The sequence below is a fragment of the Cupriavidus sp. F041 genome, assembly GCF_057814235.1.
On sequence record NZ_JBVASY010000001.1, the window covers coordinates 2,785,082 to 2,806,315 of the forward strand.

Sequence of the window (21,234 nt, forward strand, 5' to 3'; positions counted from 1 at the left end):
GGACGCGTGCAGAAGCGTGGGTGTCGGTCCCCACGCATGGCGTGGGGGCCGCATAACAGATGCAGGCACACCGCTGGCAGCGCCGTGCCGATTTACGTGCTGAACTGGACTTCCACGTTGCTCAGGATGCCAGCGTGATGTCGCATATGATTCGATGAATGTGGCGATAAAGAAGTAGCCGTGATCGTAGCATTCGTGCTAGCGCAAAGTCAGCCGCTGTCTGACTGCAGTGCAGGCCTCAGCAAAGGCATCGGGATGGAGCTGTTCTGCAAGGAATTCGTCGCCTAGCCCTTGGTCGATAAGAATTCCCTCAGGGAATGGGGCACTCCCTTGTTCAAGCATTAACGCGGACGCGTCGTATCGCTTCCATTGGGTCCGATCCTCGCCTAGATAGCCACGGAGTGCTTTTTCGCCCCAAGGACACCGGGATGGCGCTGATATTGCACGAGCGCAGAAGCGCGCTCTGTTCGCTGGAAGATATCGCGATCGGATTTCGGCGGTCGGCCATCTTGCAATGGATTTCGGACAAGTTTGCGCCCTCCGGAACACCACGAAACGACCGCCTTTTATATTTCTTCTGCAGTTGACCATCGAATCTATGGAGACACCGATGAAGACACGAGCTGCGGTTGCATGGAGCGCGGGAAAGCCGCTAACGATCGAGGAGGTGGAACTGGCAGGCCCGCGCGCGGGGGAGGTGCTGGTGGAAATGAAGGCTACCGGAATCTGCCACACCGACTACTACACGCTGTCCGGCGCGGACCCGGAAGGCATTTTCCCGGCGATCCTCGGCCATGAAGGCGCGGGCATTGTCACCGACGTGGGTTCTGGCGTTACCTCGCTAAGGCCCGGCGATCACGTGATTCCGCTCTATACGCCGGAATGCCGGCAGTGCAAATTCTGTCTGTCGCGAAAGACCAACCTGTGCCAGGCGATTCGCGCCACGCAGGGCAAGGGCCTGATGCCGGACGGCACCTCACGCTTCTCGGTCGACGGCATGCCGCTTTTCCACTACATGGGCACGTCGACCTTCGCCAACCACATCGTGGTGCCGGAAATCGCGCTGGCCAAGATCCGCCCGGATGCGCCGTTCGACAAGGTTTGTTATATCGGCTGCGGCGTGACCACCGGCGTGGGCGCGGTGCTGTTCACCGCCAAAGTTGAAGCCGGTGCCAACGTGGTTGTGTTCGGCTTGGGCGGCATCGGCCTGAATGTGATCCAGGCCGCGAGGATGGTAGGCGCGGACAAGATTATCGGCGTGGACCTGAACCCGGGGCGCGAAGCAATGGCGCGCAAGTTCGGCATGACGCATTTCGTCAACCCGAAGGACGTGAACAACGTGGTCGACCATATCGTCCAGCTCACCGACGGCGGCGCCGACTATTCGTTCGAATGCATAGGCAACACCAAGGTCATGAGGCAGGCGCTCGAGTGCTGCCACAAGGGCTGGGGCAAGTCGATCGTCATCGGCGTGGCCGAGGCCGGCGCGGAGATATCGACGCGCCCATTCCAGCTCGTCACCGGGCGCGAATGGAAGGGCTCAGCCTTCGGCGGCGCACGCGGCCGCACCGATGTGCCCAGGATCGTCGACTGGTACATGGAAGGCAAGCTCAATATTGACGACCTGATCACGCACACGCTACCGCTCGAGCGCATCAACGATGGCTTCGATGGGGAGTCAATCCGCTCCGTCGTGTTGTACTGAGTCGAGGGCACGGCAAAGCATGATGCTGCTTCAAATTACCCCTGATACCACTGGAGACAAATATGGTCCGTCTATACGATTTCGAGCTGTCCGGTAGCTGCTACAAAGTCCGCCTGTTTCTGAACATTCTCGGGTTGCAATACGAGAAGCACAACGTCGATTTCGTGAGCAAGGAGCACAAGAAGGACAAGTATCTTGCGCTTAATCCATTCGGCGAAATCCCCATCCTGGAGGATGGCGGACTGCGGCTGCGAGATGCCCAGGCCATTCTTGCGTATCTTGCGCGCAAGTATGACAGCCTGGGTGTCTGGTATCCCGCCGAAGGCGAGAGCACCGGCCGTATCGGCCAATGGCTCGCAACGGGCGGCGGCGAGATCATGAATGCCGCCGGCGCGCGCTTGGTGAAGATCCTTAACTATCCCCTGGATCTTGAGAAGCTCCAGGCTGGCGCCCACCGCGTCTTTGGCATCCTCAATGCCCATCTTGCCGACAAGGAGTGGCTGGAGCTTGGACGTCCGACGATCGCCGATATTGCTTGCTTCCCCTATACGGCTCTGGCCGGCGAGGGCGGCATCGATCTCTCGCAGTATCCCAATGTCCTGCGCTGGATGGATCGGTTCAAGATGATTCCGGGCTTCATTCCGATGCCCGGCATTCCTGCAGCACAATAGGACTAGGCGCAGGACGAAGAGCCTTCTACGGTCTTTTTGATTCCGGTGCTCGTGAAGCGCTCGCGATAGGCGCCCGGGGTAACGCTCAGGCGCCGCTGGAACACCTGTCTCAGGCGAGCTTCCGAGCCAAAGCCGCTCTCCGCAGCGATCCATTTCAGCGGTTGCTCGCTGTCCTCCAGGAGACGCCGCGCAACATCCATGCGGATCTGCTCCACATACTCCGAAGGAGTACGACCGGTTTCCTTCAAGAACACCCTTGAGAAGTTTCGCATGCTCATCAGCGCGCGTGCGGCGAGCGCTTCGACCGAAAGGTCCGCTTTCGGCGATCGATGGATATAGTCTTCCACATCGCGAACCGTTGGATGGTTTGTCATCTGGCTGAGCAGATGTTGGCTGAACTGGGACTGTCCGCCAGGCCGCTTCAGATAGACGACAAGATCCCTGGCAACAGACAGGGCGATGTCCCGGCCCAGGTCCTCTTCCACCATCGCAAGCATCAAGTCAAATACCGCGGTCACGCCAGCGGATGTCCAGATGTGCGAGTCGCGTACAAAAATGGCGTTCGCATCCACCGCGATCCTGGGATACCGCTCGCGCATCAGGTCAGCCACGCTCCAATGCGTGGCAGCCCGCCGCCCCTCCAGCAGGCCCGCTTCAGCAAGGAAGAAACTCCCTGAGCACAGTCCCACCATGCTTCTTACCCTGCCGGAACAGGCGCGGCACCAGTCAACCACATCAGCGGAGGACGCCATGACGCTCATGATGTCGCGAGCGCCGACAATCACCGCAACGTCGGGAGGAGAAAGGCTGCTCAGCGCTTTGGTCGCATTTAGCGAAACCAGCGTGTCGGACTGCACTGCGCCAGCAACGGGGCCGATAAGGCGCAGGTCGTATGCCGGTTCAGAGCCTAGCTGCCGCAACCGGGTGTTTGCATAGTCAAAAACGTTGATTGCGGCAACGGCCTCGATTGCCTTGAAGCCGGGATAGATGACAATGTCTACGGTAGTTCTCATGCAGGCGCCACGTTTGGCAATACGCCTTCAGTTTGGAGCAATGCTTCCTATAGTAGCGTTTCCCCATTCTTGCATGACGAAACATGCGCACAAACTGCGCCGCGACTCCACACCGATGCTCGGGGCGCGTCGCAAGGGGCGGTGTGCCGGGGTGAATCGCCGAGTCAGCCGTGCGGCTGATTTCAAAGCGGAGCAGCCGCTCGAATTGCGGCGGCGCGGAGGTGGCGAACGACGGTTCATGGCCGAGTCCTGCCCACCGGCCGGGACCAGTGCAACAATGAAGCCGTAGGCGCACTTTGCGACGCATCCTCGGCCATGGAGGCGGACATGCTGGAAGTCGAGAAGGGAAGTTTTGTGGCAGCGGTGAGCAGGATTCTTGAATCCGTGCTGGCCCCGTTATGTGCATCGGCCCTCGTGAGCGTCTTGTTCGCCATGGCTTCGGCTCAGGCGCAGTCGCCTTTGTTCGAGACGTTTGCCGTTCCTGCAGGCAGCGCGCCGCACGACGTCGCACCGGCACTCGACGGCACCGTGTGGTACACCGCGCAGGCACAGGGCGCGGTCGAACGATTGGACCCGCGCAGCGGCAAGGCCGACAGGGTGCAGCTCGGCGCAGGGTCGGCGCCGCACGGCGTGATCGTCGGTCCCGATGGGGCGGCATGGATCACGGACGGCGGCCAGAACGCGATCGTGCGTATCGACCCGAAGACACTTGCCGTGACGCGTTTCCCACTACCGAAGGACCGGCCGAACGCCAATCTGAATACATCGGTCTTCGACAAGCGAGGGCATCTGTGGTTCACGGGGCAAAGCGGCATCTACGGCGAGCTCGACCCAGCGCGCGCCAGCATGCGCGTTTTCGATGCGCCGCGCGGGCCTGGCTCCTACGGCATTTGCGTGAGCCCTGACGGCAGCCTGTACTTCGCGTCACTGGCCGGCAGCTATCTCGGCCGCATCGATCCCGCCAGCGGCGCGGCGCAGGTCATCGAGCCGCCGACGCCAAATCAGGGTGCACGACGCGTATGGGCCGATTCGAAAGGGCGCATCTGGGTCAGCGAGTGGAGCGCTGGGAAAGTCGGCGTGTTCGACCCGGCAACGCATCAATGGCGCGAATGGCGGCTGCCCGGCCACGACCCGCATGCGTACGCGATATTCGTCGACGACCGGGACATCGTTTGGCTTAGCGAATGGAGCGCCAACGCGCTCGTGCGTTTCGACCCGCGCGCCGAGCAATTCGAAGTGCTCACGCTCCCGCGCCCGCACGCGAACGTACGCCAGATAATGGGCCGTCCGGGAGAAGTCTGGCTGCCCGAATCCGGCACCGACCATCTGCTGCGCTACCGGTCCGGCGCGGCCGATGCCAGCGGCCATTGATGGCGCACGGCTGTGACGCCGTCGAATATGCCGGAACACATTGCGAGCATCCCGCGCGGGGTTGTGCGCTTGCTGCGTGTGGCACCGAACTCGCGCGTGCCGAAGCCGTGGTGCGTGAAAGCTGCAGCAGAAGCGTCCGTGCCTATTTGCGATGGCTCGGGCAGCGAAGCCAAGCACGAAACGGGCGGATTCGCGAGGCAATGGGTGCGCTCGCAGCGCTGGTCGGCGGAATGATCCTCGCGGGTGCCGCGGAAGATCCGGCAGAAGAGCGCCGGTTCCTGGTTGCCGTACGGTCTTGTGCACGAGGCACGTTGAAAATACTGATGGCGCGCTATGGATTCGGGGCGAATATGCGAAATTGGCGGAACTTGGAAGCCGGAAGCGGGGGGACGGATGTGAGCTGCGACTTGACTGCCAACTTCCGTAGTCGAAGCTGCCATTTGCGCTTGCCGCATGGCAGAAAAGCAGCGGTCCCTCCTAAGGTGGGGTTCATTTGCCCCGGTATTCGTCCGTTTATCGTTGCGGGCCCGCTTACCGTCAAGGCCCCTTTAACCCATCTGGAAGAAAAACATGAAGCAAAGCAAGATTGCCCTTGTTGCTACCCTCTGCGCCGCTGGCGCTTTATTGACAGGTTGCGAGACGACGAATTCGATCCCTTACAAGGCCTCCGCCGCCAATGTCATCGCCATCCAGCAGAGCTTGCAACCGAAGAAGGTCAGCGTTGCCGACGTCGGTCTGGCGCCGGGCGTCGATGAAAGCCCGCTGTGTCGTCTGAACGGTCCGGTAAGGGTAGCGCCGGGCAAGACGCCGTCGCAGTACATCAAGGACGCCTTCCAGGAAGAGCTCCTGATGGCTCAATCCTATGACGTGAAAGGTGCCCCGATCGAGGGACGCATCGAAGAACTAAGTTTCAGCTCCGTGTCGCCGGCGTACTGGCAGCTCACGATGGCCGTGAAGTCGACTGCTGACAAGGGCTATAAGGTCTCGGTCAAATATCCGTTCGACACGAGCTGGACTGCCGCCGGCGCGTGCAAAAATGTGGCTGACGCCTTTGGCCCCGCCGTGCAGGAACTGCTGAAGCAGGTCGTGACGAACCCGCAATTCCCAGCACTGGCCGGGAAGTAAGGCGTCCTGCGGGACACTCCCTCTCGCTTCGCGACGGAGGGCGCGGCTGACATGCCGACGGATGATGCCCGTTGGGCGGGCGCGCCACACTCCCGCGGCATGGCGGCTTGTGGCCGGAAGTTGCGTTATTCCGTTATCTGGCCGGGAAGCGACCGTGGCGGGCGCGCGGCCGTCCGGCCGTACCTCCGACCCAAAGCGGAACTAGCCAGTATCGAATAGCGGACGTTCAGGAACGTTTAGCTTGAGGGGCGACGGGGAGCCGAGAAGGTGCATTCTCGGTCGTCCCTCTCGAAGAGATGGTTTGCCGTAGTCAACATATCTGCCACCAAGGGATGCGCGGCACCGACACCTTCACCGAAAGCCTGTTCACCATGCGGCGGCTCGAGGATTTTGTACCGAAGTCTCGCCCGCTGCGCTCGATCCGCACCATGGCCAATCAGCCGTTGGCGAAGATGGACCGGCTGTTCGCCGGGATGTACGAGGCCGATATCGAGGGCGGTCGGCCCAGTATCGCGCCCGAGAAGTTGTTGCGGGCCATGCCGCTGCAGGTGCTCTACAGCGTTCGCTCCGAACGTCAGCTGCATGGAGCAGACGCACTACAACTTGCTGTTTCGCTGGTTCATTGGCCTGGCAATGGACGATGCAGTCTGGGTGCCCACCGTATTCACCAAGAACCGCGAACGCCTGATCAAGCACGATGCAGCGATCGAATTCTTCAACGAAGTACTGGCCATCGCGCAAAAGAAGGACTGGCTTTCCGGCGAACACTTCAGCAGCGTGGACGGCACACTCATCCAGGCTTGGGCCGGCCACAAGAGCTTTGTACGCAAAGACGGCGAGGACGAAGACAACGATGGTGGCAACTTCAAAGGCCGCAAACGCAGCAACGAAACGCACCAGTCCAAGACCGACCCCGATGCCCGGCTCTACCGTAAAGGCAAAACCGCCAGTGAGTTGCGCTACATGGGCCATACCCTGAGCGACAACTGGCACGGCCTGGTGGTCAGCGCGCTGGTGACAAGTGCTGACGGGCATGCAGAGCGCGAAGCGGCCAAGGTCATGGTCAACGACGCCCGGCAGGTGGTCGACGATGCGAACGTGGAAGTCACGGTGGGTGCGGACAAGGGGTATGACGCGGCCGAGTTCATTGAGGCTTGCCTTGAGATGAGGGTCACGCCCCACGTGGCGCAAAACACCTCCGGGCGACGCTCGGCGGATCCGGATGAGATCGCCTGCATTGGGGTTATGCCATTTCGCAGCAAAAGCGCAAGCTGATCGAACAAGGCTTTGGCTGGGCCAAGACCGTGGGGCGCATGCGTCAGGTAATGGTGCGCGGACTGAAGAAAGTTGACCAGATGTTTGTATTGAGCATGGCCGCGTACAACTTGGTGCGCATGCGCTCGCTAGGACAAATCCGTCCGCAGTTGCAGTAATCGCGGTAATGAGGCCAGAAACGGGCGCCAAATCATCGAAAAATCGATGAAGTGACGCGCGGCTTCCGGATTCTGAAAAATAGGGGCGCATCAGCCATGAAGCGGGAAGTCTTGCCGCTTGTGCGGTTAGTACTTCAGCAGCCTGTTAGATACTATGGAAGGGCCGCGGAGGTAAGCCCCCTGGAGTAAAACGAGGAATCGGACACTCGTTTTTCGAAAGGAGCACGCAAATGAATGCGCCTGATACAGCCCTTCGAGGGCAGGATACGGCAGTCATCGGTTGGCTGTATGTCGCCTTCGAATTGGGTGACAAGAGCTGGAAGCTGTCGCTGGGTGACGGCGTACGCGCGCCGAGCCGATGCTCGCTCGCAGCAGGGGACACAGCGTCGGTGCTGACGGCAATCACGAAGGCGAAGACACGTTGCGGCTTGTCCGCGCAGGCGCCGGTGCGCAGTTGCTACGAGGCCGGCCGTGACGGCTTCTGGCTGCACCGCTGGCTGACCGAACAAGGGATCGCCAACCTCGTCGTGGACTCGGCCAGTATCGAAGTCAACCGGCGCGCGCGCCGCGCGAAGACGGACCGGCTCGACAGCGACAAGCTGCTGTCGATGCTGATGCGCTACTACGCTGGTGAACGGCGGGTGTGGGCCGTTGCGCGGATCCCCAGCCCACAGCAGGAAGATGAGCGGCGCGTGCACCGGGAACTCGGGCGCCTGCGGCAGGAGCGCACCGCGCACAGCAACCGGATCCGGTCGCTGCTGGTGCTGCACAACCTGCGAGTCGAGCGCATCGGTGGCCGTGCGTGGGCGGGCTGGTGGACTCAGCACGCCGAGCGACTGTTGCCAAGTTTGCGCGCCGAGATTGAGCGCGAGTTCGAGCGCCTGACGCTGGTAGCCAAGCAGATCAGGACGATTGAGACACTCCAGCAGCATCAGGTCCGCAGCGGCGCACAACCCGCGATCGCACTGCTGACGCGGCTGGCGGGTATAGGCGCCTAGCGATTTAACTGTCCAACGTCTTGGGGGGCAATTCGGACTGGCCCTCCTTTTTTTTAGCCGCGTACCGTATCTTTCCGGGACCGCATAGGCAGATCCCTTCCGGCAATCATACCCACCTGAAGTTCGGCATCAGGTCGCTGTGCTCGTCGATACTGACGCAACCCAGTTCGTTGATCATCCGCTTCATGGATTCCTTGGATTTCGAGTCGCAACTGGCAATCATCAGTAACTGGCCCGGTGCCATTTGCGCTTTCTGCCGCCCCAGCCCGAGGCGGCCGATCTTGACGCCGACCAATCCGCCGATCCACCAGCCGATCATCGCGCCAAGCGCGATAGCGCCAACATACGCAAGGGCAGTGGCGCCCGTACCGGCGGACACTCCGTATCTGAAAATTACCAGCGCGGCGATGATCGCGCCGACGAAAAGTCCGGTGATCGCCGCTTCTTCGCGATATGTCGTCTGGCCGATGTCAATTCTCGGCAATCCGTCAACTGCCTGATTGTCGCGGTGGACAAACCACGGTCCCGCGACGAGTGCGGATGTACCGGCCAGCTCGCCAAATCGCGCTTGCGCCAGCCTCGCCGTAGCGACGTCATTCAGCCTGAAATACAGCAGCGTACGCATGGTGTTACCTCACTCAATCTCATGTTCCACTCCGGCGAACCGGCGGTTGTTTGCGTAATGATTCCAGCCCAAGCTCCAGAGCCCCTTGACCGCGGGGCAGGATGGCTACCGCAGGTTGGGCCAGCCTTCGTTGACAGCACGATCCCAGTCAATCAGTAGTGTGGCTGCCTGATGCCATTGGGTTGCCACCATGCGTATGAATCCAACTCTCTGGATGCGACCCTTCGGCAATTGGCCGACCTGGGGGTCGCGCAGCAGGCGCATGGCGGGAATGGCCCGGTAGGTGGTCTTCGCAGGATCGTTCGGCACGATATTTCCTTCATTGTTTGGACGGCTGGCCGTGTGGCGGCCGTTGTGACCGGGCACCACCGCTGTGAGCACCGGTCTTCCATTGCGAACGGGTAACCATTTCCATCCGTCCCGCATTGCCGAGGATCTTTGCGGCATCATCGTCACGATAACATCGCGGCTCGGCCAGCCTGAAACGCGGAAGGGCAGCAAAGAAAGCGGCAATCAACCTGGCGATCGGCATTGCGGCCGCAAAGGGTCCCAATCGCCGGACATCGATTGCATCGATCCTGGCGAACGACCGATTTCCTTGGATACCGGGGGTAGTGGACGACCGGAGGTCGCCGTGTGGCATCTTGCATGAAATTTCCAGGAATCCCCGTGAGTGACTTCAGGAGTCACCAGTCCTAAGACGTTGTCGAGGGGGAAGGCCCGGAAACGAGTGGTGGGCGAACCGGAAGCACGCCGCTTCAGGAACGCTGCAACTATCAGTATAGGTGTCCGTTGCATCCCAGCCTAACGCCCTTACAACATGGCCTGGCAGGCGTTGCGCCGCACCCGCGGCACCCCCAAACGCAAGCCGGTCGTCCACCGCTGGCACTACACTGAAATGGCAATCCATAGCAATCTTCGCTGTCCCGATCTCTTTGCTTTTCTTCAGATCGTCGTCAACGAAAGGCTTGAAATGAACCGTCTCCAGTACTCGGTGAGCCTCTCCTACGAGGTTATGGATCCCATGGCGGACTTCGTGCTGAACATTGAAGCTGCCAGAACTTCCCGGCAGTTCGTCGTTGCAGAGCGAATGACGTTCCCCCCGTCAATTCAGACCACCCACTACACGGATCCGGTGCTGTGCAATCGTCTGCTTAGAATGCGCACCCAAGGGCCGCCTTCCCATCCGCTATGAGGCAGTCGTTGATATCGATCATCGCCTGGACGACAGCGATCAGTTGTCAGAAGTGCCTGTCGCCGAACTACCGTTCGATGTCTAGCACTACCTGGCGCCTAGCCGATATTGTGAATCTGACCGTCTGATGGAATTTGCGATGCGTGAGTTCGGGGGCATGCAGCGCGGCTATGCCCGCGTCTACGCAATTCGGGAGTGGGTATGCAATCACCTGGGTTTTCTCTCGCGCTCCACCAACGAGCGCACGTCGGCGGTCGACACCATCGTGGAACGCACCGGTGTCTGCCGCGACTTTGCCCACCTGATGATTGGGATCTGCCGCGCCCTGAGCATTCCGGCGCGCATGTCCAGCAGCCTGGACTATGGGGCGGATCCGACAATGGGCGCGCCGGATTTTCATGCGGTGGTAGAAGTGTACTTGTCCCACCGGTGGTACCTGCTCGATCCCTCTGGCGTATCGATCCCGACCGGGCTGCTTCGTATCGGCACCGGCCGGGATGCCGCGGACATACCGTTCGCGGCGATATTCGGCACGGTGGAATCGGAGCGGCCCTTTGTCGAAATCCATGCTGTGACCAACGCAGCGACAGGGATTGAAATGCCGGTGTTCACTGCAAAGGCCATCTCCACCTGGTAGCCGGCGCTCGTTGGCCGCTGCTACCGGCTCCGTGGTCGGTTGCGCATCAGCTTTTGTTTCCCTTCATGCTCTCGGTTTCCATGGCAGCCTTCCATTCCTCATAGGCCTCGATCGGCTCCATGGACTGATCGACGAACGCGGCGGCGCGCTCTGCGGCGGCCAGCGTATCCACGGCGGAGTCGCCCTGGTTGTCGTCCTCCGTGCCGGGTGGTAGCAGCATGTCTTCGAGCATCGCCGCGAGTTCCGATGTATCCCATGACTCACCCAACTGAGTCTTCTTCTTTATGTAGTGCCGGACTTCCGAGTCTTGTCCGGCGGTCAATGGCAGTCCACGGAAGGTAGGCTCTTCGTTGTGATGGATCATGATGTACCTCCGACGATGGTCTGTACTTTGAGTGTACGCGCAATACCGCACCACCACCGGAGGCCCGGCAAGGGGCGCCGAACTGCTGCTCTTGACCCCGCGGGCTAGCGGACTAAGCCAAGGTGGCAGATCTGCGTGGACGCCTCGCCGCCGCTGACCATCGATAGAAGCCCTGCTTGGCCAACTCGACAAGAAACAGGTATGCAACCATCATGGCACCGAGAATGAAATAGAAGCGCACAGGTGGTGGCACAAATCCGAAGTGCGATCCTATTGGTGTAAACGGCAACGCTACCGCAACGGTCACAACCGCTAGCGACGTTACCGTCAACAGAGGATGGGCATGGCTCTTGAGGGGCACGGGTGCGGATTACAAAGATCACCAGCAACTGGGTGCATAGCGACTCAATGAACCATCCGGTCTGAAACTGCCGCTCGTTCGCCTGCAAAACGGCCATCAAGATGTAGAAGGTCAGAAAATCGAAAAGCGAGCTGATCGGGCCGATCACCAGCATGAAGTCGCGGATGAAATTCAAGTCCAGCACGTGGGGGGCAACAATTTCCTCGGCGTCCGCTTCGTCGAGTGGAATTGGGACTTCCGATATGTCGTAGCGTATGTTGTTGAGCAGGATCTGTGTCGGCTGCATCGGTAGGAAAGGCAGGAACAACGAGGCGCCGGCCATGCTGAACATGTTGCCGAAGTTAGAACTGGTCCCCATCATGATGTACTTCATGATATTGCCAAAGGGACGTCGTCCCTCCAGAACGCCCGCGTGGACTACATGCAGGTCATGTTTCAGGAGGATCATATCCGCCGCTTCCTTGGCCACATCGACGGCCGAGTCCACCGACAGGCCGACATCTGCGGAAATTTGGGACGGCGCGTCGTTAATGCGATCGCCCAGATAGCCGACGACATGGCCGCGGGCCTTGAGCGCAAGGATCACGCGGTCCTTTTGCGCCGGACTAACTCGGCAGAACAGGTTTGCGGTTTCCGCTCGGGCGCGCAGAGCATGGTCATCCATCTGGGCGATCTCCGAACAGTGCCCGCAATGAAACCATGCCAGCCTCGTCGACAAACGCCTTGCACCGCTCAAGGTGGTCGTCCAACGGCACGCCCAGTTCCGCAGCCGAGGCAAAACTCACAATCTGCCGCCGGTGGGAGGTGCTTCCCATCCAGCCCTCAAACAGTAGACTGAGCGCTTCCTCGTAACTGGAGCCGCCGGCCTCCAACGCCGCCCGACGGGCGAGCGCGGTGGCATCACGCACCTCGTGCAGCAACTCGGAACGCTCGGCGTTGAGCCGGCTGGAGACGCGGCACGGCACCACAGCGGCAGGCACAGCGCCATGCCGCGCGATGCTTCCGACGTGTGCTTGAGCGGATGCCATGGATGCCAAATCGCCTCCCTGTCGGCTGCCCGTCTACTTGCCAAGAATGGTCAGGCACGCCACCGCCTCTTCCACGCCGTGCAGGCCACCACCGTTCTCAGCTACGGCGATACGCGCTTTTTCAACCTGGCGTGGCCCCGCCTCTCCCCGCAACTGCGATACCAGTTCGTAGATTTGCCCAAGGCCCGTGGCACCAATCGGATGCCCCTTGGATTCGAGGCCGCCGGAGGTGTTGACAGGTATGCGACCGCCAATGCTTGTATCGCCTCGCTCCGCGGCCCAACCTCCCTGGCCTGGCTCGCAGAGGCCGAGGGCCTCCACCTGGATCACTTCACCGATCGCGCTGGCGTCGTGTACCTCGGCAACTGACACGTCGCGCGGACCGATCCCGGCGATCCGGTATGCCTCGGCCGATCCCTTGCGCACCAGATGGTCGGCAAGCGCAGCCGACGCGCGATCGCTGCCAGTCACCACAACCGATGCCAGCACCCGGATAGCGCGGCTGCGACCGCCGTTGAGCCTGGCAAGCCCAGCCTCGCTGCAGACGATGGCGGCGGCGGCTCCATCACTGATGGGCGAACACATCGGGAGCGTCAGCGGAAAGGTGATGGGGGGCGCAGCCAGGATTTCCTCAATGGTGTAGGCCTCCCGGTATTGTGAGAGGGGATTGTGAACGGAATGCCAATGGTTCTTGGCGGATACTGCAGCAAACTGGCGTTGTGTCGTGCCAAATTCCCGCATGTGCATCCTGCCCATGGCCGCGTAGATGTCCATGAACACGCTGTAGGGCTTGGGCGACGTCGAGCCAGCCGGCACTTCGACACCGTCGCCCATGGCAAGCAGCCGCGCGGCGCCCGCTTCCTTGTCGTGCACGTCCCAGGCGCCATCGAAGACACTCAGTGTGCGTGCCTTGTCGGAAGAGAACATCTTCTCCGCCCCAACGGCCAGCACGATATCCGCGGCGCCCGCCTTGACATACTGGACCGCCAGGTGCAGCGCTGAGCTGGCGCTGGCGCACGCATTCTCGACGTTGATGACGGGAATGCCCTGGATGCCCATGCTGCGCAGTGCAATCTGGCCGCGGACCATGTCCTGACCCTCCATATGTCCCTGCGTGCAGTTGGCAAAGAATGCGCCTTGCAAGGCGCGGGCCTCGCAGCCTGCATCCTGCAGGGCCGACGTCACGGCTTCGCGCGTCAGGTCCTTGATGCTCTTATCGATCTGCTTGCCGAATGGCGTCATGCCGACGCCGGCAATAAATACGGTCTTGCTCATTGCCTTATCCCTATGTTGGGGCGCCGTGCGGCCATCCCGCACCGGCGCCTCGCCATTGCCATTTCAGAGCTGCGTCACGTTCCACGCCAGGTAGCCTTGCTCTGCCTGCGCGCCGATCAGTTCCCGCGCGCCGAAAGCCGCCGCTGGCGAGACAAAGCCCGTGGTCTTCAGCTTGCCAGCGAGCAGGCGCCGGGCGGCCTCGGCATTGAAAACGCCGGTCTGTGCGTACGGTGAATTGCCGCGCAGCACGACAGACACCGATGCCGTGTTGCCTCGCCCGTAGCACGACAGCACACAGCGATTGACATCCGGGTCCTCGCGCGGGGGCTCCACCGTGGTCATGCCCGTGCCCCAGTCATTGGTGATCTTCTCCCGCTCTTCGTGCGGAAGCTGGCGGCATTCGGCTTCGAACTTCTGCAGCATGCCGAACACTGCCTGGAACGCGTCCTGGTTCTTGAAGGACACCAGCGTGCGCACATGGCGCACGCGCTCGTCGCCCTCATACCACACCGGCTCGCCACCGCCGCTCCATGGCAGGGCCATCAACGCGGCGTGCTCGCCAGGCACGTTGACCGTGTAGGCCGTGGCATAAGGCCATTCGACCAAGGTCCGGTTCTGGATGCGGTACTGCGGATTCGTGCACATGCGCAGGAACGACATGGTAGATGCCACGCTGACCTGCGAGTCGGCCAGATATACCGTCTCCAGCGTATCAATGCCAGGCGTTTCCAGCGCGAGCTCCGCGGCGAGTACGCCCTCGGCCCACATGTAGGAGTTCGCGGGGCACAGGAGCAGGTCGCGCTGGCGGAACCTCTCGCTGAACTCCCGCTTCAGCATGAGCATCCAGTCCTGCTCTCCGGTCGTGTCGAGATAGTGCGCACCGGCCTCCAGCGCCGCCTGGACCACCGGCAGACCCAATTGCATGAAGGGTCCCACGACATTGATGACGACTTTGCGCCCAGTGAACAACGACAGCAGGTCAGCGTGCTCGTGCCGCACCCCTACGCAACGATAGTCGTGTCCTTCCAGCTCCGGAACGAGCGCCATCTGCGCCTCCACGCGCGACTGGTCGCGCCCGGCTGCAATGAAGGGAATGCCTGCCGTGGCCAGTTTCCAGGCAATCAGCTTGCCGGTGTAGCCGCTCGCGCCATAGACGACGACGTCGTATTGATCGGTACTCATTTCTTGTCTCCTGATAATCATGGCGGGCATGACTTGCCCTGTCAGTTGTGTGGCTTATGCCGGTACTTCCTGGAAGAGGTTGTCGCGCCGGGTCTGGAAGGCTTCCAGCAGGAAGCGATCCTGTGGCTTCTCCGAGGCGGTCTTTGGTATCTCCGCGATGACCTGGAGGTAGGAGGGGACCATGCCCGCACTCAACCGCTTCCGGCACATGGCGAACAGTGCCTGCGGGTCAATCGGCCTGCCGGTTGCCGGCACAATGGCCGCCACCACGTCTTTTTCTCCGGGCGCGCCGGATGCCGCCGGCACTCCGTAGACATAGACGTCGGCCACGTCTTCGCATTCGGAGATGACTTTCTCGATCTCGCCAGGCTGGATGAAATCCCCGTTGTGCCGGATGCCCCCGCCGATGCGGTAGTCGAAGTAGAGCCAGCCGTGCTCGTCGCGGTGCCCGATATCGCCCATGCGCAGCCAGCCATCCCGGGTCTTCTTCGCGGACGCGTCCGGGTTGTGCAGGTAGACCACGTCCGCTGGTGTGCCGTTGGCAAGCTGGAAGATCAGTTCGCCAGGCTGGTGCGCCGGTACATCGCGGTCTTGCTCGTCGACGACCGGGACATTCAGGAACCGCGGCGGCTTGCCGATGCTGCCAACCGGCCCATCGCCCAGGTTGACAGAGAGCCCGCCCTCCACCGCGCCGTAGAATTCGACGATGCGCACGTCGAACCGCTTCGCGAACGCTTCCCAGATGGCGGCGGGCATGCCCGCGCTGATGACAAAGCGCACCGGGTTGTCCGCATCGTTGGCCTTGGGCGGCTCGCTGTAGACGGCAGTGGTCATGCCACCAAGCAGCGTGAACGTCGTGCAGCCATGCTTGCGGGCGATATCCCACAGGCGCGACTTGGTGAAGCGCCGGCTGAACACCGCCCGCATGCCGAGCTTGAGCGTGGCGGCGAGCGTCACGATCTGCGCATTGCCGTGCGTCAGCGAGAGGCCGGTATAGGGCCGGTCATCCCGGACGTAACCGAACAGCGGCGCCCACCCTGCGGCAGCGCCGTAGCGCGCGTGCCGCATGACCACGCCCTTGGGATCGCCGGTGGTACCCGAGGTGTACATGATCTGCATCGGGGCCAGCGGATCCAGGCTGCGCACGGTCTGGACCGTGACCGCCGCGCTCAGGATATCGGCCATCCGCGGGTAGTCGGCCGGGCGCGGCAGCGCCTTTGCCGGTTCAGACTCCAGGAGCCAGACCCATTGCAGGTCCGGGACTTCCTGCCTGACCGCTTCCAGCGCCTGCAGCGCATAGTCGGCACAGATGACACCCTTGCAGCGCCGAATGGCGCAGCATGTACGCAAGCTTGTCGCCGCGGGTACGGGGATCGATCGGCACGAAGACCGTGCCACTGATCGATGCGCCGACCATGGCATCGACGAACTCAGGGTGGTTCTGCATCAGCAGCGCAAAGCGATCGCCTGGCGCCATGCCGGCCCGCTCGAGGGCGGCCGCGATGCGGCAGCCGTTGTGCCATAGCTGGCGATAGGTGCGAACCTCGACCGGGCCACCTTCGTGGTCGAAGGTCAGAACATCGCGGTCCGGCTCCGATTCCACACGGTTGGCAATCAGGTTGGCCAGAATCAGTTCGTCGCCCGTGGCCGCAGTGCCGGCTGCCTCGCCAGCCTCGATCGTGCCCATCACACACGCTCCTCGTCGACCAGGTAGGCCCCGCCCTTGATGGCCAGGACCTCGTTGCAGCCATCCTCGATCAGCGACGCCCGCGCATCGCGCAGGATTTTTTCGATGGGGTACTCGCGCGTCAACCCGTTGCCGCCGAAGATCTGCAGCGCATCGCTAGCCACTTCGAATGCATGCTGCGTCGAGGTGACTTTGGCCATCATCCCGGCATGCAGCGCGGGCGGATCGTTGGTCAGGTTGTAGTGCACGACACGCTGGGCGAGGGCCCGGGAGCATTCCACCTTGCGCGCCAAATGAAACAGGCGATGGGCCACCGACTGGTGGCGGATGATGGGCACGCCACCCTGCTTGCGCTCATGGGCGTAGTCGAGTGCCAGCTCATACGCGGACCTGGCCGTGCCGGTGAACACGGTAGCCATGATCGAATTGGCGAAAGTATGGATGGCGTAGACCGCCGTCAGGTAGTCATCGGGGCTGGCGAGCAGGTAGTCCTTTGACAGGCGTACGTTGTCGAAGTAGATTTCGCCCTGGTTGAGTGCGCGCTGGCCCATCTTGTCGAGCGGCTTTCCGCGCGAGACGCCGGGTGCGTCCATCGGTACATAGACCACGCAGCCGCGCCGGGGGTCGGGGCCATTGCCGGCATCGGCGGCGCAGTAGAGGATGCAGACCTCGGCAATGGTGCCGTTGGAGACCCAGGCGGACTTCTGCCCGTTGATCACGACCGTATCGCCGTCCAGGGTTGCCACGCAGTTGGGCCGTCCGTAGTTGCCCTGGGGATGGAAGATCATGCGGTTCGCATCCAGCGAGTCCGAGCCGTGGTCCGGTTCGGTGATGCCCCAGCAGCCAAGCATCGTGTCCGGGAAACGCTCCATCAGGAAGCGGTTGCCGAACGCGGCCGCCATGAAGGCTGGCAGCAGGCCGGCGCCGATCGAGATGGCCAGGCCGGCGTCGCCCCAGCCCAGTTCCTCGAACAGAACACACAGGACTTGGGCACGCTCGGCCGGCTCGAGTTCGAAGATGGATTCGATGGTGAATCCCAGATCGAGGTATTGCTTGCGCGCCTTCCAGAACGGCGAGTCAGGCGCGATCGCGGCGTCGGGCGTCATCTTGTCAAGCCGGATGCCAACCGGCCGAAGCACGTCTTCGGCAAAGCGGTGCACGGTCTGCTGGACCATGGCCGCCGTCTCCGACAGCGCCGGCTGCGCGCCAAGGGGGCCAAGCTTTGGTTTTGGGGATGCCGGCATGGCTGCCGGTTCGACGTCGGGGGTTGCCGTGGCTTTCATGGTCTGTCTCCTTGGAGGTTGATGCCTGGTCGGTACGTCTGATGATGCGTCCGATCTCTGTGCCTGAAGCTTAGGGTGCCATCACATCGGCCTCCATCACGCCGATCCGTGAATCGGCGGCTCACACCGTGTCACGGAAATCCGTGATTGCCCCTGCCGTGCCTGACATGGCACTGGCGGCTATCGCTGGGAAGCTGTACGCTGGCGGCCATGTGATCGCCCCGTACCTCGTTCCGCTAACATCGAACCGTGCCCATGCTCCCTGGCAACGATCCTTTCTCCGGCCCTCCGCTTAATCCGCTCAAGCTGGCCCCGCCCGGTGAGATCGCGCCAGGCGTCGAGCGAAGTGCCATTGCTGCCACTTGGGCAGACAGTCGGGCAGCCGTGACGCTGGTTTGCGCGCCGGCCGGTTTCGGCAAGACCACCGCGATGCGGCAGCTCCTGGTTGCCGCACGACAGCACGGCGTGCCGGCTGCCTGGCTGAACATTGACAGCGCCGACAACGACCTGGGCCGCATCACGCCTTATCTCTGGGCAGTTCTGCACGCGGTGCTGCCTTCGCTGGGGGAGGCGCCGTCGACTGGCCCCTGGATCGACGCCTCGCGAGGGTTGGCGGGAGGGTCTGCCCGGCAGTTGCTCGACGTGCTGTCGCGGGTAGAGGCGCCCTTCGTGCTGTTCGTGGATGAATTCGAGCTGGTCAAGGACAGCAACGTGCTGTCCCTCTTCAGCGAACTGGCGTTCAGCCTGGCCCCAGGGCAGCGCCTCGTACTCGGCTCGCGCCACAAGCCTGGCCTGCCGCTTGGCCGCCTGCGCGTGCAGCAGCGCCTGCTCGAAATCGACGCGGCGATGTTGCGCTTCAGCACCTGCGAAGTCCGCGACTACATCACGGGCTGCCGTGGCATCGGCATGGCAGATGCCGATCTCGGTGAGCTCCAGGCCCGCACTGAGGGCTGGCCTGCGGCACTGCAGCTCGCGGCCTCGGCGCTGGCCGGCCGCGCGGACTCGCGGGCGTGGCTGCAGCAGCTTTCGGGCGCATCCGGCAACCTCGCCGAATACCTGGCCGAAGACGTGCTGTCCAGGCTCTTCGAGCCACATCGCCGCTTCGTGCTGCGTTCGTCCATCTTCGAAGCGTTTTGCCCCCAGCTCTGCGACGCGGCGTTCGAGTGCACCGACAGCGCGGACTGGATCGCCCAGAGCGTCAGGGACAATCTCTTCCTTCTGCCGATCGAGGCAGAAGGCGACTGGTATCGATACCACCCCCTGTTCCGGCAGTTCCTGCGCGCCCAACTGTCGCGCACGGCGGCGCCCGAACTGGCCGGGCTGCATGTGCGCGCGGCGCACTGGCTGGCCTCGACCGCGCGCTACGCCCAGGCGATCGCCCATGCTTCGGCTGCCGGCGATACCGCCCTGACCGCCGATCTGCTCGAACGATGCGGCATGGACTACGTGCGTGGCGGCCAGATGAACCTGGTAGTACAGTGGGTCGATACGCTGCCGCAAGCCGAACTCGAGCAGCGCCCAGCCGTGCTGGCGGCGGCTGCGTACGCCATGGTCTTCCTCCACCGGTATGCAGGGGCAGAGCGCTTGCTGGGCGCGCTGGAGAAGCATGCCGGCGCTAGCCATGAGGAAGACATTACCGTCTTGCGGGTCATGCTGTCGGCCTGGCTCGACCGAATGGACGATGCCGTCCAGGCGGCTCGCGCGGCCCTGGTTGACGGGGAGCCGGCATCCCCCTTTGTCAGCGGCCTGCTCCACAACGCGATCGCTTACGGCGATATGTTGCAGGGCCGGTTTGTCCCGGCCCGGCATGCCCTGCTGCAGGCAAAGCGCGAGCTCGAATCCGTCAACGCGATCTACGGACTGACCTATAGTGCCGGCATCGAAGGCATGATCGACATGCTGCAGGGCAATGTCCGCGACGGCCTCGCCCGCTTCAGCGCCATGCTGAACCGTATCATTGCCGCCGGGCAACGGTACACGAGTTCGGCCCCGGTCGCGTGCACGCTGTTGGCCGAAGCGCTCTACGAGCTTGGTGACTGCGCGGCCGCGGACGCCCTGCTGAGCGAATACCTGCCCCTTATTCGCGACACCTGCCTGCCGGACCACCTGATCGTGGCCCATCGGCTTGCTGCCCGCATCGCGTGGCTGGGCGGCGACGCCGGCAAGGCCCTGGACCAGCTCAACACGCTGCAGGAACTCGGCGACGCACGCGGCATCGCCCGCCTGGGCATGGCGGCCGCTATCGACAGGAGCCGCCTTGCCTTGCTGGCGGGTGATATCTCCAGCGCGCGAAATGCATTGGCCCTAGCCGCGTCATTGGCGCCGCCCTCCGGCACGCTGATGCGCTACTCGGACGACCTTGATGATCTCGAGATCGCCGGCTTTCGCATTGCGCTGGTTGCCACCGACGCGGCGGCTGATGTGGAGTGCATGGAGGCAGCACTACGCCATGCCGAGAGCACCGGCCGTGCGCGGCGTGGCGTGCGCCTCGCCTGGCTGCTGGCGCAGGCACACCATGTCGCAGGCCGGCCTGAGCAAGCGCAGATTTGGCTCGAACGCGCCCTTGCGCAGGGTCAGGCTTGGCAAGTACACCGGATTTTTGCCGACGAACCGTGGCATCTTGTACCGTTATTGGCATCGCTGACGTCACTGCCGCACGTCTTCGACCCGCGGTATCTCGAGCGATTGGTGCAGGCAGCACAGGTTTCATCGCAGTCCGGAACGCATAGGCGCAGCGATCAGGAAGGCCTGCTCAGCCCCCGTGAGCTCCAGATCATCCGGCGTGTTGCCGACGGGCACTCCAACAAGGCCCTGGCGCGCTTGCTGTTTGTTTCAGAAAACACGATCGAGACCCATCTTCGCCGCATCAACGGCAAGCTGGGCACCGGCAACCGGATGCAAGCGGTGGCACGCGCGCGGGAATTGGGCCTCTTGTGAATGCCCTTGCCGGCAACGCCATCCAAATCCTGGAAAGTGCAAAACATAGAGCAGAGGGTTTTTTGATTAGCGGTCGCTTCGTCAAGGACATGATCGGTAGCGGATTCGTCGGCGCTGCGCTTGCCCGGCACGGCATCCTTGGGGCGGCAGTGGCGCAATGCAATGAAAAGTAGCTACGCACGGGGCATTCGTCCCTTCAACTGCGTGCATCAGTTGAGTTTGTCTCGGTTGTGAGCCGCTACGATAAGTCCGCTCTGGCCGATAAGCGGGCACTGGGCCTGCGCACGCCGAGTGTCCGGTGAGCAGCCCTCGAGCGGTCATCCAATCATCCGCCAAGCCTTTTT

17 protein-coding genes and 4 pseudogenes are annotated in these 21,234 nt (G+C 62.4%); 9 read left to right on the forward strand and 12 right to left on the reverse strand.

The genetic code is table 11. From position 1 onward, the window contains the following. Window positions 1–92: 92 nt before the first annotated feature. Window positions 93–441: pseudogene (locus ACZY0R_RS12690) on the reverse strand (alpha/beta hydrolase-fold protein); the annotation flags it as partial. Window positions 442–610: 169 nt separating this feature from the next. On the opposite strand from ACZY0R_RS12690, the gene ACZY0R_RS12695 reads away from it, so the two are divergent. Together ACZY0R_RS12695 and ACZY0R_RS12700 are read left to right on the forward strand one after the other, a co-directional pair. Beyond that, complete coding sequence (locus tag ACZY0R_RS12695; protein ID WP_488858728.1) at window positions 611–1,705, forward strand: S-(hydroxymethyl)glutathione dehydrogenase/class III alcohol dehydrogenase; 1,095 nt, start codon at window positions 611–613, stop codon at window positions 1,703–1,705. Between the two features lie 62 nt (window positions 1,706–1,767). Further along, window positions 1,768–2,376: a glutathione S-transferase family protein gene (locus ACZY0R_RS12700; RefSeq protein WP_488858729.1), complete on the forward strand. Its 609-nt coding sequence runs from the start codon at window positions 1,768–1,770 to the stop codon at window positions 2,374–2,376. Between the two features lie 2 nt (window positions 2,377–2,378). Here the strand turns inward: ACZY0R_RS12700 and ACZY0R_RS12705 are convergent, their stop codons facing one another. After that, window positions 2,379–3,389, reverse strand: a complete 1,011-nt coding sequence (locus ACZY0R_RS12705) for a GlxA family transcriptional regulator (protein ID WP_488858730.1) — start codon at window positions 3,387–3,389, stop codon at window positions 2,379–2,381. 327 nt (window positions 3,390–3,716) lie between these two features. Here ACZY0R_RS12705 and ACZY0R_RS12710 point away from each other — a divergent pair, with 327 nt between their 5' ends. The 4 genes and pseudogenes from ACZY0R_RS12710 to ACZY0R_RS12725 all read left to right on the forward strand — a co-directional run. Beyond that, window positions 3,717–4,760: a Vgb family protein gene (locus ACZY0R_RS12710; RefSeq protein ID WP_488858731.1), complete on the forward strand. Its 1,044-nt coding sequence runs from the start codon at window positions 3,717–3,719 to the stop codon at window positions 4,758–4,760. Between the two features lie 570 nt (window positions 4,761–5,330). Beyond that, window positions 5,331–5,885, forward strand: a complete 555-nt coding sequence (locus tag ACZY0R_RS12715) for a hypothetical protein (protein WP_488858732.1) — start codon at window positions 5,331–5,333, stop codon at window positions 5,883–5,885. Between the two features lie 332 nt (window positions 5,886–6,217). Further along, a pseudogene (locus tag ACZY0R_RS12720) lies at window positions 6,218–7,318 on the forward strand (IS5 family transposase). Between the two features lie 230 nt (window positions 7,319–7,548). Continuing rightward, window positions 7,549–8,310: pseudogene (locus tag ACZY0R_RS12725) on the forward strand (transposase); the annotation flags it as partial. A 112-nt stretch (window positions 8,311–8,422) separates the two neighbouring features. Here the strand turns inward: ACZY0R_RS12725 and ACZY0R_RS12730 are convergent. Together ACZY0R_RS12730 and ACZY0R_RS12735 are read right to left on the reverse strand one after the other, a co-directional pair. Further along, entirely contained in the window at window positions 8,423–8,941 is a 519-nt protein-coding gene (locus tag ACZY0R_RS12730) for a hypothetical protein (RefSeq protein WP_488858733.1), read from the reverse strand. 105 nt (window positions 8,942–9,046) lie between these two features. Beyond that, window positions 9,047–9,250: a hypothetical protein gene (locus tag ACZY0R_RS12735; RefSeq protein WP_488858734.1), complete on the reverse strand. Its 204-nt coding sequence runs from the start codon at window positions 9,248–9,250 to the stop codon at window positions 9,047–9,049. Window positions 9,251–9,914: 664 nt separating this feature from the next. On the opposite strand from ACZY0R_RS12735, the pseudogene ACZY0R_RS12740 reads away from it, so the two are divergent. Next, window positions 9,915–10,773 (forward strand): annotated as a pseudogene (locus tag ACZY0R_RS12740) (transglutaminase-like domain-containing protein). Window positions 10,774–10,819: 46 nt separating this feature from the next. On the opposite strand, the gene ACZY0R_RS12745 reads toward ACZY0R_RS12740, so the two are convergent. From ACZY0R_RS12745 to ACZY0R_RS12780, 8 genes are all read right to left on the reverse strand, one after another. Beyond that, window positions 10,820–11,137: a hypothetical protein gene (locus tag ACZY0R_RS12745; RefSeq protein ID WP_488858735.1), complete on the reverse strand. Its 318-nt coding sequence runs from the start codon at window positions 11,135–11,137 to the stop codon at window positions 10,820–10,822. A 104-nt stretch (window positions 11,138–11,241) separates the two neighbouring features. After that, a complete protein-coding gene (locus ACZY0R_RS12750) occupies window positions 11,242–12,162 on the reverse strand; it encodes an HAD-IC family P-type ATPase (protein ID WP_488858736.1) in 921 nt (306 codons plus the stop codon). Next, window positions 12,155–12,526, reverse strand: coding sequence for a hypothetical protein (locus ACZY0R_RS12755; protein ID WP_488858737.1), 372 nt, complete (start codon window positions 12,524–12,526; stop codon window positions 12,155–12,157). Before ACZY0R_RS12755 ends, ACZY0R_RS12750 begins: the two co-directional genes overlap by 8 nt. Window positions 12,527–12,559: 33 nt before the next feature. After that, a complete protein-coding gene (locus ACZY0R_RS12760) occupies window positions 12,560–13,801 on the reverse strand; it encodes a thiolase family protein (RefSeq protein ID WP_488858738.1) in 1,242 nt (413 codons plus the stop codon). 63 nt (window positions 13,802–13,864) lie between these two features. Beyond that, window positions 13,865–14,983: a saccharopine dehydrogenase family protein gene (locus ACZY0R_RS12765; protein WP_488858739.1), complete on the reverse strand. Its 1,119-nt coding sequence runs from the start codon at window positions 14,981–14,983 to the stop codon at window positions 13,865–13,867. Between the two features lie 54 nt (window positions 14,984–15,037). Beyond that, window positions 15,038–16,315, reverse strand: a complete 1,278-nt coding sequence (locus ACZY0R_RS12770) for an AMP-binding protein (protein ID WP_488859670.1) — start codon at window positions 16,313–16,315, stop codon at window positions 15,038–15,040. After that, window positions 16,209–16,670, reverse strand: a complete 462-nt coding sequence (locus ACZY0R_RS12775) for an AMP-binding protein (RefSeq protein ID WP_488858740.1) — start codon at window positions 16,668–16,670, stop codon at window positions 16,209–16,211. The genes ACZY0R_RS12770 and ACZY0R_RS12775 overlap by 107 nt, the downstream gene beginning before the upstream one ends. Continuing rightward, window positions 16,670–17,953, reverse strand: a complete 1,284-nt coding sequence (locus tag ACZY0R_RS12780; protein ID WP_488858741.1) for an acyl-CoA dehydrogenase family protein — start codon at window positions 17,951–17,953, stop codon at window positions 16,670–16,672. The genes ACZY0R_RS12775 and ACZY0R_RS12780 overlap by 1 nt, the downstream gene beginning before the upstream one ends. Window positions 17,954–18,208: 255 nt before the next feature. On the opposite strand from ACZY0R_RS12780, the gene ACZY0R_RS12785 reads away from it, so the two are divergent. Both ACZY0R_RS12785 and ACZY0R_RS12790 read left to right on the forward strand, forming a co-directional pair. After that, complete coding sequence (locus tag ACZY0R_RS12785) at window positions 18,209–20,890, forward strand: winged helix-turn-helix domain-containing protein (RefSeq protein ID WP_488858742.1); 2,682 nt, start codon at window positions 18,209–18,211, stop codon at window positions 20,888–20,890. Next, window positions 20,887–21,063, forward strand: coding sequence for a hypothetical protein (locus ACZY0R_RS12790; protein WP_488858743.1), 177 nt, complete (start codon window positions 20,887–20,889; stop codon window positions 21,061–21,063). The genes ACZY0R_RS12785 and ACZY0R_RS12790 overlap by 4 nt, the downstream gene beginning before the upstream one ends. The last annotated feature ends 171 nt before the right edge of the window (window positions 21,064–21,234 follow it).